This is a genomic window from Nocardioides sp. Root151 (assembly GCF_001427925.1).
In the GTDB taxonomy this organism is placed as follows: domain Bacteria; phylum Actinomycetota; class Actinomycetes; order Propionibacteriales; family Nocardioidaceae; genus Nocardioides.
Map to the genome: position 1 here is coordinate 1058310 of NZ_LMGG01000001.1, position 13957 is coordinate 1072266.

The 13957-nt window shown below is 69.5% G+C and carries 12 protein-coding genes; 5 read left to right on the plus strand and 7 right to left on the minus strand.

Translation table 11 applies throughout. The features are described 5' to 3' along the window. Positions 1-60: 60 nt before the first annotated feature. Positions 61-1140 (minus strand): acyl-CoA dehydrogenase family protein, encoded by a 1080-nt coding sequence (locus ASD66_RS05005; protein ID WP_056890202.1) that lies wholly within the window; start codon positions 1138-1140, stop codon positions 61-63. 122 nt (positions 1141-1262) lie between these two features. Between ASD66_RS05005 and ASD66_RS05010 the strand changes: the two genes are divergently transcribed. Continuing rightward, positions 1263-2036, plus strand: coding sequence for a FadR/GntR family transcriptional regulator (locus tag ASD66_RS05010; RefSeq protein ID WP_056688913.1), 774 nt, complete (start codon positions 1263-1265; stop codon positions 2034-2036). A gap of 16 nt (positions 2037-2052) precedes the next feature. Here the strand turns inward: ASD66_RS05010 and ASD66_RS05015 are convergent, their stop codons facing one another. The 4 genes from ASD66_RS05015 to ASD66_RS05030 all read right to left on the minus strand — a co-directional run bounded on the left by ASD66_RS05015 (position 2053) and on the right by ASD66_RS05030 (position 8255). After that, positions 2053-3993, minus strand: coding sequence for an AMP-binding protein (locus ASD66_RS05015; protein ID WP_056890203.1), 1941 nt, complete (start codon positions 3991-3993; stop codon positions 2053-2055). 10 nt (positions 3994-4003) lie between these two features. Then, a complete protein-coding gene (locus ASD66_RS05020; RefSeq protein WP_056890204.1) occupies positions 4004-5203 on the minus strand; it encodes an acyl-CoA dehydrogenase family protein in 1200 nt (399 codons plus the stop codon). After that, complete coding sequence (locus tag ASD66_RS05025) at positions 5203-6915, minus strand: AMP-binding protein (protein ID WP_056890205.1); 1713 nt, start codon at positions 6913-6915, stop codon at positions 5203-5205. The genes ASD66_RS05020 and ASD66_RS05025 overlap by 1 nt, the downstream gene beginning before the upstream one ends. 131 nt (positions 6916-7046) lie before the next feature. Beyond that, positions 7047-8255 carry a LuxR C-terminal-related transcriptional regulator gene (locus tag ASD66_RS05030; protein WP_056890206.1) on the minus strand — a complete coding sequence of 403 codons (1209 nt, stop codon included), beginning with the start codon at positions 8253-8255 and terminating at the stop codon, positions 7047-7049. Between the two features lie 86 nt (positions 8256-8341). Between ASD66_RS05030 and ASD66_RS05035 the strand changes: the two genes are divergently transcribed. Continuing rightward, a complete protein-coding gene (locus ASD66_RS05035; RefSeq protein WP_056688374.1) occupies positions 8342-8902 on the plus strand; it encodes a TetR/AcrR family transcriptional regulator in 561 nt (186 codons plus the stop codon). Here the strand turns inward: ASD66_RS05035 and ASD66_RS05040 are convergent. Further along, complete coding sequence (locus ASD66_RS05040) at positions 8891-10147, minus strand: acyl-CoA dehydrogenase family protein (RefSeq protein WP_056688378.1); 1257 nt, start codon at positions 10145-10147, stop codon at positions 8891-8893. The genes ASD66_RS05035 and ASD66_RS05040 overlap by 12 nt on opposite strands. Before the next feature lie 149 nt (positions 10148-10296). Between ASD66_RS05040 and ASD66_RS05045 the strand changes: the two genes are divergently transcribed. Continuing rightward, positions 10297-10761 (plus strand): MaoC family dehydratase, encoded by a 465-nt coding sequence (locus tag ASD66_RS05045; RefSeq protein WP_056890207.1) that lies wholly within the window; start codon positions 10297-10299, stop codon positions 10759-10761. A 40-nt stretch (positions 10762-10801) separates the two neighbouring features. Further along, a complete protein-coding gene (locus tag ASD66_RS05050; protein WP_056890208.1) occupies positions 10802-11782 on the plus strand; it encodes an NADPH:quinone oxidoreductase family protein in 981 nt (326 codons plus the stop codon). A gap of 157 nt (positions 11783-11939) precedes the next feature. On the opposite strand, the gene ASD66_RS05055 is transcribed toward ASD66_RS05050, so the two are convergent. Beyond that, a complete protein-coding gene (locus ASD66_RS05055) occupies positions 11940-13028 on the minus strand; it encodes a phosphotransferase family protein (protein WP_056890209.1) in 1089 nt (362 codons plus the stop codon). Between the two features lie 123 nt (positions 13029-13151). Here ASD66_RS05055 and ASD66_RS05060 point away from each other — a divergent pair, with 123 nt between their 5' ends. Then, entirely contained in the window at positions 13152-13949 is a 798-nt protein-coding gene (locus ASD66_RS05060) for an SDR family NAD(P)-dependent oxidoreductase (RefSeq protein WP_056890210.1), read from the plus strand. The last annotated feature ends 8 nt before the right edge of the window (positions 13950-13957 follow it).

The window sequence follows — 13957 nt, forward strand, 5'->3', positions numbered from 1 at the left end:
GGCCCGAGATGTTCCCGAACCAACTAATGGAGTGACTATAACAAAAGGTAAGACCAAAAACTATACGAGCTGGAGTCGATCAGCAAGCCGTTCGTTCCACTCCTTCGGAGCCCCGAACAGCTGCTCGTCCAGCCGCGCGCGCTTGTAGAACAGGTGCAGGTCGTGTTCCCACGTGTAGCCGATCGCACCGTGCATGGTGAGTGCGGTGTCTGCCGCCCGGGAGGCCGCCGCGGTGACCTGCGCCTTGACTGCTGCCGCGCGCAACGGAGCCTCCGCGTCGTCGATCTCCAGCGAGGCCGCGGCGAGATAGACCCCCGAGCGGCCGGCCTCGAGGTCGACCAGGATCGAGGCGGCGGCGTGCTTGACCGCCTGGAAGGAGCCGATCGGCACGCCGAACTGGCGACGCTGGAGGCTGTACTCCACGGCGAGGTCCAGCATCCGCTGCATCGTCCCCAGTGCATCAGCCGCGACGAGCACGCCGGCGAGGTCGACGACCCGGGCCAGTCCGACCACCGGATCCCCGTCGACCGCTTCGGACACCACGCCGTCGAGTCGTACGTCGGCCAGGGTGCGGGTGCGATCCAGCAGGCGACGCGGCGTGATCGTGAGTCCCGCAGCGCCGGCGGAGACGATCCGCAGCTGGGGGCCTGCCGACGACTCGACCGGCACCAGGAGCGTCTCGGCACGATCGGCCGCGAGGACCTGCAGCACGTGTCCGCTCAGCCTCCCGTCGGCGCCCATCGACACCGTCGGACCCGCGTCGGGAAGGTGCCCGGACGGGACCAGCAGGGCGACCGGCGAGCCGGCGACCGCCGCCTTGACCAGGTCGGGGTGGCGCTCCAGCAGCGGTACGGCGAGCACGGTGGCCAGCCACGCCGAGCTCGGGACCCCGGCCCGGGCCAGCTCCTCGGCGGTCAGGGCGAGCTCGAGGACGCCTCCGCCCTGGCCGCCCAGGGACTCGGCGATGCCGACACCTGCCATGCCGCCCTCGTTCCACCTCTGCTCGAAGGGTTCGTGGTCGCCGCGCTCGTCATCGGCCTCGAGCCAGGCTCGGACCTGCTCCGGCCCCGCGACGTCGGCCAGCCAGCCGGACAGTGCCTCTCGGTAGGCGTCCTGCTCCTCAGACAGCTTCCACTGCATGGCTCTCCTCAGGGTGTGTGTTTGTCCAGTCGTTCGCCGGTCGATGCGTAGTCAGGCGGCCGACGACTGTTACTTTGGGTATGACCAATCGAACGATGGAACTTCTCAAGAAGCGGTGGGCGATGACTGAATCCACAGAGGCCGGGCCCCAAGGCATACGGCGTCCGGTACAGCTCACCCCGATGCAGGTCCCGAAGGCCTCCGACGTGCTGGCCGACGACCTGAGGGAGCGCATCCTGCGCGGTGACTTCCCCGAGGGCACGGCGCTACCGCCCGAGCGCGAGCTCGTCGCACAGACCCGGATGAGCCGCACCACGGTGCGCGAGGCGCTGCGCATCCTCGAGGTGCAGGGACTCGTGCAGATCCGCACCGGCCGGGCCGGTGGCGCGTTCGTGCAGACCCCGGGCGAGGAGTCGATCGCCAGCTCGGTGAACCTCATGATCCGCGGCCGGCAGATCCGCATGGATGCGCTGCTCGAGACCCGCGAGGCCGTCGAGCCGGCCTGCGCCCGGCTCGCCGCGCAGTACCGCACGGCCGCCGACCTCGAGCGCCTCGAGCGGGCCAACGAGGCGATCGCCAACGCGGGGCCGCTCTCGGAGTTCCTGACCGCCAACGTCGAGTGGCACGTGGCGGTCGCGGTCGCGTCGCACAACGACCTGCTCAACGGCTTCATGCTGGCCCTCTCGCGCGCCATCTACGAATCCACCGACAACAAGGGCTTCATCGACGACGCCGTGCGCAAGACGACGGTCAAGGCCCACAAGAGCATCACCGACGCGATCCGCGCCCAGGACCCCAACGCCGCCGTACGACGCATGCAGCGCCACGTCCACACGTACGCCGAAGCGGTGCTCGAAGTCGAGGAGCGCACCGCCATCGAGGTCGCCGAGATCTGAGCCCGGGCTGCGGGCCTCACCGCAGGTCCTTGACCAGCTCGCGGATCTCGTCGACGGCCTGGGGGTTCTCGGCTCCCGAGAGGTCCCCGGGGTCGGTGTCCATCACGGCTGCCCGGATCGCTCGCCGCAGGATCTTGGCAGACCGGGTCTTGGGCAGCCGTTCGACGCGCACGACCTGGCTCGGAGCGAACGGCTTGCCGACGCCGTCGGCCACGAGACCACGTACGCGCGCGGCGACCTCGGCGTCGTCCTGCGCGACGTCACCCTTGGCGACGTAGAAGACCCAGACGGCCTCACCCTTGGTCGCATCGGGGATGCCGACCACCGCGGACTCGGCGATCGCCGCGTCGACCGCGACGACCGACTCGATCTCGGCCGGCGCGACGCGCTTGCCGGCCACGTTCATCACGTCGTCGCTACGACCCAGGATGAACCAGCTGCCGTCGTCGTCGACGAGCGCGAAGTCCCCGTGCCGCCACAGGTTCTCGAAGGTGGACCAGTAGGCCTCGTGGTAGCGCTCTCCCTCGGGAGTGTCGTTCCAGATCCCGCGGGTCATCGACGGCCACGGCTGTCGGCAGACCAGTTCCCCGATCTGCCCTCGCACCGGCTGCGCGTCGTCGTCGACCACGTCGACGTCCATGCCCAGGGCCGGACCGCCGAGGGAGCAGCTGCGGATCTCCTCGACCGGGTAGGGGCAGAGGAACGAGCCGCCGACCTCGGTGCCCCCGGAGAAGTTGATGATCGGGACCCGGCTGCCGAAGACGTCGCGGGCCAGCCACTCGTAGGACTCCGGGTCCCACGGCTCGCCGGTGGAGCCCAGCACCCGGACGCTGGCGAGGTCGCGGTCGGGTACGCCGCCGGCCGCGCGCAGGGTGCGGATCAGGGTCGGGCTGACCCCGAGCATCGAGACCCCGTGCCGCTCGACGAGCTCCCAGAGCCGGCCGGTGTCGGGCACGTCCGGCGAGCCTTCGTAGAGCAGCAGCGTGCCGCCGGTGCCGTGGGTGCCGAAGATCGAGAGCGGGCCCATGATCCAGCCCATGTCGGTGATCCAGCAGAAGGTGCGCCCGGGCTCCATCTCGAATCCGTAGGACACCTCCGAGGCGGTCTTCGCGACGAAGCCGGCGTGCGTGTGCACCGCGCCCTTGGGCTTGCCGGTCGTGCCCGAGGTGTAGGCCAGCAGCAGCACGTCACCGGCCGCGGTCGGCTCGACGGCGTCGTCGGGTTCGCCGGCGACCAGGTCGCTCCAGGCCACCTCGCCGGCGCGCAGCTCGAGGCCGGACCCGAGGTTGTCCACGACCACCACGTGCTCGACGCTCGGGCAGCTCTCCATCGCGGTGCGCAGCTGCGGCAGCATCGAGGCGACCTTGCGGCGGCGGATGGTGCCGTCGGCGGTGATCACCGCCTTGGCGGCGGCGTCCTGGATCCGGCTCGCGATCGCCGGGGCGGCGAACCCGGAGAACAGCGGCACGAGTAGAGCCCCGAGGCTCGCGACGGCGTACGTCGCCACCACGGCCTCGGGAGTCATGGGGAGGTAGATCGCGACGGCGTCGCCCTTGCCGACGCCCAGCGACCGGAGCCCGCCGCGCACCCGGGCCACCCGGTCGGCCAGCTCGGCGTAGCTGAGGGTGTGCACGGTTCCGTCCTCGGCCTCGTGCACGACGGCGGGCGCCTCGGGCGTGCGCGTGACCCACTTGCCGAGGCACGCGTCGACGGCGTTGAGGCCGCCGTCGACGAACCACTCGGGCCACTTGACTCCGCGGCTCAGGTCGACGACCTGCGAGTATGGCGTGTGGAACGGGATCTCGAGGTCCTCGACCACGGTGCCCCAGAACGCACCGATGTCGGCGACCGACACGGCGCGGAGCTCATCGGCGCTCGTGACGTCGAGGCGGCGCATCAGTCGGGCCACGTTGGAGTTCGTCAGGTAGTCGTCGTCCGGCTGCCACACGTAGGTCATCGGGGTCTCCTCAGGAGCGGGGCATGCCGAGGATGCGCTCGGCCGCGATGTTGCGCTGGATGTAGGTCGAGCCGCCGGCAATTGCCGTGCCTCGCGACTGGTTGGCGAGTCGGAGCCAGGCCCGGACGTCGTCGAGGCCGGTGGCGGCCTCGTCATGGAGGTCGAACTGGCCACCCATCGGCGCCAGGGAGAGCCGGAAGTCGGCAAGGTCCTCGACCAGGGGGCAGAAGTAGAGCTTGCCGATCGAGGTGACCGGCCCGGGAGGCGCACCCGTGTCGGCGCCGGTGATCACGCGCTGGCCGATCGCCTTGTGGATCATCGCCCGGGACCACAGGTCGGCGACCTTCTGCCGAACCTCGGGGTCGGCACCCAGTGGCTCCCCGACCGCGTCGCGCAGGTGGCGGACGTCGTCGATGATGTCGGCGACGGCCTTGGTGGTGTTCACCCGTCCGGTGGCGATCGCGACCCGTTCGAAGGCGAGCGTGCCCATGGTGACCTTCCAGCCACCGTCGACCTCACCGACCACCAGGTCGTCGGGGACGAAGACGTCGTCGAGGAACACCTCGTTGAACTCGGCCTCACCGAGCATGTGCCGCAGCGGGCGCACCGTGATGCCGTCGGAGTCCATCGGGAGCAGGAAGAACGTGATGCCCTTGTGCCGCTGCTTGTCGGGGTCGTTGCCGCCGGTGCGCGCGAGCAGGATCGCGTGGGCGGCGATCTGGGCCCGACTGGTCCAGATCTTCTGCCCGTTGATCCGCCAGCCACCCTCGACCTTGACCGCCTTGGTGCGCAGGCTGGCCAGGTCGGAGCCGGCGTCGGGCTCGGAGAAGAGCTGGCACCACACGTCCTCGCCGGTCAGGATCGGCTCGAGCAGTCGCTCCTTCTGGGCATCCGTGCCGAAGTGCGCGATGGTCGGACCGCAGAAGTCCTCACCGATGATGTTGAGTCGTTCGGGCGCCCCGGCCCGGTCGCACTCCTCGGAGAAGATTGCACGCAGCTGCTCGCCCAGGCCCTGGCCGCCGTACTGCGTCGGCCAGGTGATGCCGGCCAGGCCGGCGTCATGCAGCAACCGCTGCCACTGCTGCCAGAACGGCACCTTCTCGACCAGGTCGCTGGGCTCGGGCCAGGCAAGCTTCGGCAGGGCCTCGTCGAGGAAGGCCCGGACCCGTTGCCGGAACTCCGCCTCCTCCGGGGTGTCGACGATCTCCATCAGACCGCCTCGGCCTGCTGTGCAGATACAGACGTGGCGTGCCTCGGCGCTGCCATTCCACCGGCCTCGAGCTTGGCCGCGATGTCGGCGCGCAGGACGTGCTTCTGGATCTTGCCCGTCGCGGTGGTGGGCAGCGCGTCGACGATCTCGAGCCGCTCGGGCACCTTCTGGATGGCCATGCCCTCGCCGAGGAGGAAGTCCCGCATCTCCTCGAGGGTGAGCTCCGGCTGGCCCTCGTGCATCACCAGGTAGCAGCAGACCTTCTCACCGAGGTAGGCGTCGGGCATCGCGACCAGCGCGACCTGGCTGACGTCCGGCCTGGAGGCGAGGGCGTCCTCCACAGCACGGACGCTGATGTTCATGCCGCCGCGGATCACGATGTCCTTGAGGCGGCCGGTGACGCGCACGTAGCCGTCCGCGTCCATCCGTCCGAGGTCGCCGGACCTGTGGAAGCCGGACGGCGTGTAGTTGGCGGCGGTCTCGTCGGGCTGGCCGATGTACTCGAGGCAGTTCATCGCGCCGCGGTAGGCGATGTCGCCCTCTTCGCCGCGCGGGACCTCGTTGCCGGCCTCGTCGACGATGGCGACCTCCTGCAGGGGCAGCGCCTGGCCGTCGGAGGTGACCGACCTGGAGGGATCGTCGTCGAGGGTGCACATCGTGGTGGTGATGTTCTCGGTGCGACCGTAGAGACTGAGGACGGCCATGTTGGGGATCGCCGCACGGCCGGCCTCCACGAAGCTGCCCGGGATGGGCGCACCGGCCGAGGTCCAGAACCGCATGCTGCTGGCGTCGTGCACCTCGGGGTCGTAGACGTCCAGCAGCATCTGCAGGAAGGTCGTCGCACTCACGCAGGCGGTGCACTTGAACTTCGCGATCCGCTCGAGGCCCTCCTTGGGCTCCCAGCGGTCCATCAGGTGGCTGGCCGCACCGTGGGCGAGGGGCAGGAGATAGCTGGTGACCAGCCCGGTGGTGTGGGTGACGGGCGACGGGCCGAACTGCACGTCGGCCTCGGTGTAGTTCCAGCCCCTGCCGAGCAGGCGGGCGCCGCAGGCCATCGTGTTGAAGGTGTGCAGGCAGCCCTTCGGTCGCGACGTGGTGCCCGAGCTGAACACCACCACGAACGGCTCGTCGGGGCCGACACCCGTGCCGATCTCGGCGTCCGCCTCCTCGCGGGACAGGTCGACCAGCAGGTCCTCGAAGTCCACGGCGCCACTGACCAGGTCTCCCTCGCGGCGCACCACGACGATGGTCTCGAGGAGCCGCCAGTCGGCGCGCAGGTCCGCGAACATCCGCGCGTGGTCGAAGCCGCGGTACGTCGACGCGGTGAAGGCGGCCTTCACGCTCGCGGTCTCGAGGATGAAGCCGACCTCCTCGCGACGGTAGATCGGCATGATCGGGACGATGACCGCACCGATCCGGGCGATCGCGGCACTGATCACGAAGAACTCGGTCCAGCTCGGCAGCTGGACGGCCACCCGGTCGCCCGGACCGATGCCACGGCGTCGCAGGCCCACCGACAGGGCGAGGACCCGCTCGCGGAGCTGGCCGTAGGTGATCTCGGTCGTCGAGTCGGTGCCGAAGACCTTGTCGGGTTGCCGGTCGGCCTGCTTCTCGATCATCGCGAAGAGCGTCTCGTCGGTCCAGAGCCCCTGCTCGTGGAAGCGGGCGATCTGTTCGTCGGTGTAGCGGTCGTGCACCGTGGCGAAGGCCATGGATTCCTCCTGATCGGAACCGATGTCATCAGGCGCGGGGACCACTCGGACGCAGTCCACCTGCAGTGGTCCTGAGATTACAATGGTCAGACCGAATAGGCAATGGGGTGGCCAACCGGCGGGGTGGAGCGTCAGTCCTCCCGCGCACCGATCGTCAACCGGAGGTACTGGGAGATGGCCTCGGCCCGGTTCTCCACGCGCAGCTTGCGCAGGATCTGCTTGACGTGGGACTTCACAGTGCCGACGGCGATCACCAGGCGCTGGGCGATCCGCTCGTTGGTGGCACCCGTGGCCATCAGGGTCAGGACCTCCAGCTCGCGGCTGGTGAGGAGCCCCTCGAGGACCGCCTGGCGGTCACTCACGACCGGTCGCAGCGGTCGGCTCACGGCGAGCGCGGTCGTCTCCTCCCTGGTGGCCAGGTCGATCTCGCTGGTGGCCAGGTCGTCGAGGACTGCCTCGACCGTCTGCATCACCCGCATCACCTCAGCCCGCTGGTCGCGCAGCCGGCCGAGCAGGACCGCCCGCTCGAAGATCTGCGCGAACCCGACCGCGTAGAACCAGAGGATGTCCCGGTCCAGCTCCACGACGTCGTGGCCGCGAAGGTCGGCGTGCAGCAGGCCGATCACGCGGTCGCCGGCGATCAACGGCGCAACGACGTACGACGTCTGCGCGGCCGCCGTCGCCAGGGGCTGGTAGACGCGACTGTCGGCGCTGGCGTCCGCGACCAGCCCCGGCTCGCGCCGCCGGACCACCTCACTCTCGAGCAACATGTGCGACAGACGAATCTTGGGGACCTCACGGATCCAGTCGACGAAGGCGCGCTCGTCGGGCCCCACGTGCGCCGAGTAGCTGCGCCACGGCCGCCAGGTGTCGTCCTCGACGCGGGACAGCATCAGCCTGTCGAAGCCACCGCCCGCGGCGGCCGACTCACAGACCTTCTCGAGCAGCTCGTCCTGGTCGGTGATCCGGCGCAGACGTGCCAGCTCACGGTCCAGCTGGTCCATCCGGCGCAGTCGCTCGTGGCCCAGGAGATCGTGGATGGAGAACCGGACCTGGTGCACGGCGTGCAACGTCTCGCTCAACTCGACCACCCGTTCTCTCCCGAGCTCGTGCCCGGGGTCACTGAGACGCTCGCGCATCATCCCCGCCAGGATCGTCAGCTGCCCGTCCAAGGTGCGCAGCTCGGCCGACGGAACCTGCTCCAGGTCGTCCAGCTCGTCGGCGTCGAGCGAGGTCGACGGCAGCGACTCGACCAACCGGATGGCAGCGGAGTACGCCGATTGCCCCTGGCTGATCAGATCGGCACGGCGTCGCGCTGCGGCCGCGGATGACGACTCCATCAGTCTCCCTCTCGCCCCGTGAGAATGCATTGCGACGACCACGAGCCCTGAGAACGATCGTTAGCACCCCATGCTACGGTGCCGCCGTGGGTCGCCACAGACGAATTCTCGATGCAGCCGCAACGGCCTTCCATGAGAAGGGCTTCCATGGGGTCGGTGTCGACGAGCTCGGCACCCGTGCCGGCCTGAGCGGGCCGTCGATCTACCGGCACTTCTCCGGCAAGGACGAGATCTTGGCGACCTTGCTCAACGAGGCCATGGACGAGCTCCTGGCCGCGACCCGCCCCACCGGCGAGGACCCGGACGCCGAGCTGCGGCGCGCACTGCGCCACCACATCGACTTCGCCCTCGCCAACCGCCAGCTGGTCACGCTCTACCAGCGCGAGGTCCGCTCGCTGGCCGACCCGTGGTCGAAGTCCTTCGCCGGCCGGCGCGGGCAGTACACCCGCAGCTGGGAGGCGCTGTTCGCCAGCTGCTTCCCCGATCTCTCCCCCGGGACGGTCGCCGCCACCACGCAGGCCTGCCTCGGCACAGTGTTCTCCGTGGCGTCGTGGCCCGAGCGCGCGCTGGCGGCCCCCGGCGTACGCGAGATGCTCCTGGAGCTGGCCCTTCACGGTGTGTACGGCGACCGCCGCTCAGCTACCTGATCGACTGCGCGCCGAACCGAAGTCCCACATGCCCGCAGCGATCCGGCGGTACTGCAGCTCGTCGGAGCCCTCGGTGATCCGGTAGCGCCGGTGGTGGCGGTAGATGTGCTCGAACGGGTAGTGCCTGCTGTAGCCGACACCGCCGTGGATCTGCATCGCCCGGTCGGCCGCGTTGCAGGCGAGCTGGTTGCCACGGACGTTGACCATGGCGACCTTGTCGCTGACCGCGGTCTTGCCGTGCACGTCCATCTCCCAGGCGGTCTTCATGATCGTGTTGCGGACCAGTTCGGCCTCCGTCTGCAGCTCCACGAGCTGCCACTGCACGCCCTGGTAGTCACGCATCTGCTGCCCGAAGAGCTTGCGCTCCTCGGTGTACTCGATCGACCTGTCGATGCAGAACTGCGCCGCCCCGAGCGAGCTGGCCGCCTGCCGGATCCGGTTCTCGTGGACGAAGAGCTGGGCACAGTCCAGGCCACGCCCCTCCTCGCCCAGCAGCGCCGCGCCCGGCACGCGGACGCCGTTGAGGCGCACCTCGGCATGGTCGGTCGGCATGTTGAACGTCCACCAGTAGAACGGCACCTCGAAGCCTTCGGCGTTGGTCGGCACCAGGAAGGCGGAGATCCCCTCGGCCTTGCCGTCCTCCCCACTGGTGCGGGCGAACACGAGGTCGATCTCGGAGACGTCGACGACGCTGTTCCAGCGCTTCTCTCCCGTGATGATCCAGTCGTCGCCGTCCTTGACCGCCTTCGTCTCGAGCCAGGTGACGTCACTGCCGTGGTTGGGCTCGGTGAGCCCGAATGCCATCTCCATGTCGCCGGAGACGAGGCGTTCGAGGTACTGCTCCTTCTGCTCGGGCGTGCCGTACTCGTGCAGCACCAGCGCGAGCGGCACGTTGGCCACCATCGACGCCTCGTGGCTGAGCTCGGCGTGCAGGCCCGGCCCGCGACGCGCGAGGTGCTCGCGGATCGTCGCCATCGCGACGTTCGAGCCGTCCTGGCCGCCGAGCTCCTTCGGCAGCGGGTAGCGATAGAAGCCGGCTTCGTCGGCCAGCTTCCGGGCCTCGCGCATGATCTCCCGCCAGCGCCGGGTCGGGATGCCGCCGCGCTCCAGGTCGGTGCGGGTGAACTCCCGGCGGTGGTCGAAGTGCTCCGGGTTGGCCTCCTCGATCGGCTTGATCTTGGTGTCGATGAATTCGTCGAGGTCGGCGATGAAGGACGTGACGTCCTCGGGGATGGACCAGTCCATGGTGTTCCTCCAGCTCGTTGCGGTGATGGACCGACGGTAGGTCGGTCGCTCTCCGCAGGGCCGTTCGTGCGAGCCGGGCGGTGTCGAGATCTCTACCGGTCGGCGTACGACGGGTCGCCGCGGTTCGCCTGCCGGGGTTCCATGGGGCCATGAAGACAGAGACGAAAGTGATGAACAGCGTCGACGAGCTCCGTGCCCTGGAGGGGCAGGTGCTCGGCACCACGGAGTGGTTCGAGGTCACGCGGGAGCGCATCCAGGGCTTCGCCGACGCCACCGAGGACTGGGAGCGGATCCACGTCGACCCCCAGCGGGGCGCCGAGTCACCGTTCGGCACGAACATCGCGCACGGGCTCTACACACTCTCGCTCGGGCCGAAGTTCCAGTACGAGATCTTCGAGATGAACGGCCACTCGCTGGCCCTCAACTACGGCTACGAGAAGGTCCGTTTCACCTCTCCGGTCAAGCTCGGGTCCCGACTGCGGATGACCCAGGAGCTGCTCGCGGTGGAGCCTCTCGAGGGCGGGTCGAAGTTCCGCACACTCCAGACGTTCGAGATCGAGGGGCAGGAGAAGCCGGCCTGCGTCGCCGAGTCCGTCTTCGCCTACTTCGACTGACCTGATTCGCCACAAGATTCGCCAGACCGAGGAGCAAGAGATGCGCGCAGTAGTCGTCGAGACCCTGGACGGGCCCCAGTCCGCCGTGGTTCGTGAGGTCCCGGCACCCGAGGGCGCCCACCGGCGGGCCGACGGACGGCGGGTGCTGGTGGAGGTCCACGCGGTGGGCCTCTCCTTCATCGATCCGTTGCAGACCCGCGGGAAGTACCAGGCCGGCGTCGAGGCGCCGTACGTCTGCGGCTCGGAGCTGTCCGGGCTGGTGCTCGAGGCGCCCGAGGACTCGTGGGTGAAGCCGGGCGACCGGGTCGCCGGGATCGTGTGGCAGGGCGCGATGGCCGAGCAGGCGCTGGCGATCGACGACTTCCTGGTGCGACTGCCCGACGGCATGACGTATGAGGAGGGCGCCGGCATCTACATGAACTACGCCACCGCCTGGTACGCCCTGGACCGCGCCGGAGCGAAGGCCGGCGAGACCGTGCTCGTGACCGGCGCCGCCGGTGGCGTGGGCACCTGCGTCCTCGATCTGTGCCGGATCGCCGGCATCGACTCCGTCGGCCTGGTCTCCAGTGACACCAAGGCCGCGACCGCCAAGGCCGCCGGCGCCACGCACGTCGTCCGCACGGACGAGGGTTGGCTGGAGGAGGTCCGCGAGCTCACCGGCGGTGGCGTCCAGGTGTTCGTCGACATGGTCGGCGGCGACGGCTTCCTCGATGTCGTCCGGTCGCTGAGGATCGGCGGCCGCGGCGTGATCGTCGGGTTCGCCGGCGGGTCGATCCCGTCGCTCAAGATGAACCGTCTGCTGCTGCGCAACCTGACCGTCACCGGCATCACGATGGACGTGATGGAGACCGAGCACCCCGGCACCCTGGACCGCGTGCGCCTGGGCGTCCAGGAGCTGCTCGACGCCGGCCAGCTCACCCCCGAGATCGGCGCGAGCTATCCGATGGAGAAGGCGTCCGATGCCTTGGCCGCACTGGAGGACCGCACCGCCGTCGGCAAGGTCGTCGTCACCATCCCCTGACCCGGCACTCTCGGTGGTCGAGTAGCGAGCCGGTTCTTTCGGTGGTCGAGTAGCGAGCGCCAGCGAGCGTATCGAGACCCAGCCAGCACGACGGTCTCGATACGCCGACTCGTTCCTCGCCGGCTACTCGACCAGCGAGGCAACTCATCCTCGCCGGCTACTCGACCAGCGAGGAGCTGCGTCGGTTCCGTTGGTCGAGGACCCGATGTCCGGCGTCCAGCACTTCGCCGAGGTGCCGGGCTGCCACCTCGAGCTTCGGGTCCGGGCTCTCCCGCTTGCGCTCGCGCTTCCAGATCACCGCGATCGTGGAGGCGGTCTTGTAGTGACAGACCCCCAGGAACCAGTCGAGCTCTGAGGTCGCCGCCCTGACCTCCTCCTCGGAGGCGCCGAGCTCGCGTCGCGCGGCGGCGTACACGTCGATCAGCTCCTGCTGCGAGGGCATCTGCGAGCCCGCGGCCCGATCGGCCTCCGACCGGTGCTCGTGGAAGACCTGGGCGGGCTCGACGTGCATGAGCAACCAGGCCAGGTCGGAGCGTGGGTCGCCGACGGACCAGATCTCCCAGTCGATGACGGCTTCGAGTCCGGAGTCGGTGAACAGCATGTTCGCCACCCGGTAGTCGCCGTGGAGGAGCCGCGGATCGATGCCCTCCGGCGTACGTTCGGCCAACCTGGCATGGAGCTTCTCGTGGCCGGCACCGATGTCGGGGTCCACGGTCGCGAAGAGTCGCTGCCACCTGCCCAGCTCCTCAGTGACCGGCGAGACCGGCTCGTCACCCACACCCAGTGCCTGCGGCGAAACACTCTGCATCCGGGCCAGGGCGCGGGCCGCGACCCGCATCCTCTCCGCAGCCACCTCGGGCGAGGGCGGGGTGTCCGACACGTCGAGCATCGGCTCGTAGGAGTCGCCCGGCAGCAGCTCCATCGCGAACAACGGGGGTACGCCGGGCGGGTCGCCGCCGTCCTCGAAGAGCACGCCGGGCACGGGGAAACCGGCCAGGCCGTCCAGCTGCTGCAGGACCCGCGCCTGACGCAGCACGTCGCGGTTGCGAACCGGTGCCAGGTCGGGAGGTGCCACCTTGAGCACGATCGGTCGCACGCAGTTCTCGTCCAGGAGCTCGGAGGCGTAGGTCAGGCTCGAGACCCCGCCTTCGAGCTGACGAAGACCGCGCACGGTGGCCGTCGTCGACGTACGCCGGGCGGCGCGCGTCGCACGCTGGATGAGGTCATCGGGGTCGAGTTCTCGCACACCCTCACTGTGCGCAGCGCCAAGGCCTCCGGCAACAGGCACACCAGCTCCGGATGGAGGTGCCCACACCAGCCCGGCCCGCGGGCGTCGTGGCGGACGGCCGGATCGGCGTACAACGGGAGCATGCTCCCCCAGACATCACAGGAAATCGCCGCGTCCACCTGGTCGGACCGGTTCCGCCTCGACGGCAAGGTGGCCGTCGTCACCGGCGCCTCCAGCGGCCTCGGAGTAGCGATCGCCCAGGGCCTTGCCGCGGCCGGGGCCGACGTCGCCATCGGTGCACGACGGGTCGAGATGCTCGAGGAGACCCGCGCACTGGTGGAAGAACTGGGCCGGCGCTGTGTCGCGGTCGAGACCGACGTGACCAAGGTCGACGACTGCAACCGCCTGGTCGAGGCCGCCGTCGAACAGCTCGGTGGCTGCGACGTGCTGGTCAACAACGCCGGCATCGGCGGGGAGTACCACGCCGCAACCGAGGACCCGCCGGACCACTTCCGCCATGTCGTCGACGTGAACCTGATGGGCTCCTACTGGATGGCGCAGGCGGCCGGGCGCGTGATGCCCGCGGGCAGCGCCGTGGTGAACCTCTCGAGCGTGATGGCCGTGACCACCGCCAAGATGCCGGCCGCCGGCTACAGCGCGGCCAAGGCCGGCGTCCTCGGCATGACCCGGGACCTCGCTGCACAGTGGGGAGAGAAGGGGATCCGGGTCAACGCGATCCTGCCCGGTGTCTTCCTCACCGAGGCGACGGCCGACTACAGCCCCAACTACCAGGCCAGGATCATCAAGGCACGAGTCCCGGGCGGACGCCTGGGCGATCCTGTGGAGATCGCCAGTACGGCGGTCTTCCTGGCCAGCCCGGCGTCGTCGTACATCACCGGCGTCGGTGTGCCGGTGGACGGCGGCGTGCTGCTCTTCTGACCCGCAGA

Excerpts from the sequence above, each read along its gene's own strand:
- ASD66_RS05005 (WP_056890202.1), bottom strand. The coding sequence starts at position 1,140 with ATGCAGTGGAAGCTGTCTGAGGAGCAGGACGCCTACCGAGAGGCACTG.
- ASD66_RS05060 (WP_056890210.1), top strand. The coding sequence starts at position 13,152 with ATGCTCCCCCAGACATCACAGGAAATCGCCGCGTCCACCTGGTCGGAC.
- ASD66_RS05025 (WP_056890205.1), bottom strand. The coding sequence starts at position 6,915 with ATGGCCTTCGCCACGGTGCACGACCGCTACACCGACGAACAGATCGCC.
- ASD66_RS05045 (WP_056890207.1), top strand. The coding sequence starts at position 10,297 with ATGAAGACAGAGACGAAAGTGATGAACAGCGTCGACGAGCTCCGTGCC.
- ASD66_RS05050 (WP_056890208.1), top strand. The coding sequence starts at position 10,802 with ATGCGCGCAGTAGTCGTCGAGACCCTGGACGGGCCCCAGTCCGCCGTG.
- ASD66_RS05040 (WP_056688378.1), bottom strand. The coding sequence starts at position 10,147 with ATGGACTGGTCCATCCCCGAGGACGTCACGTCCTTCATCGCCGACCTC.
- ASD66_RS05015 (WP_056890203.1), bottom strand. The coding sequence starts at position 3,993 with ATGACCTACGTGTGGCAGCCGGACGACGACTACCTGACGAACTCCAAC.
- ASD66_RS05030 (WP_056890206.1), bottom strand. The coding sequence starts at position 8,255 with ATGGAGTCGTCATCCGCGGCCGCAGCGCGACGCCGTGCCGATCTGATC.
- ASD66_RS05010 (WP_056688913.1), top strand. The coding sequence starts at position 1,263 with ATGACTGAATCCACAGAGGCCGGGCCCCAAGGCATACGGCGTCCGGTA.
- ASD66_RS05020 (WP_056890204.1), bottom strand. The coding sequence starts at position 5,203 with ATGGAGATCGTCGACACCCCGGAGGAGGCGGAGTTCCGGCAACGGGTC.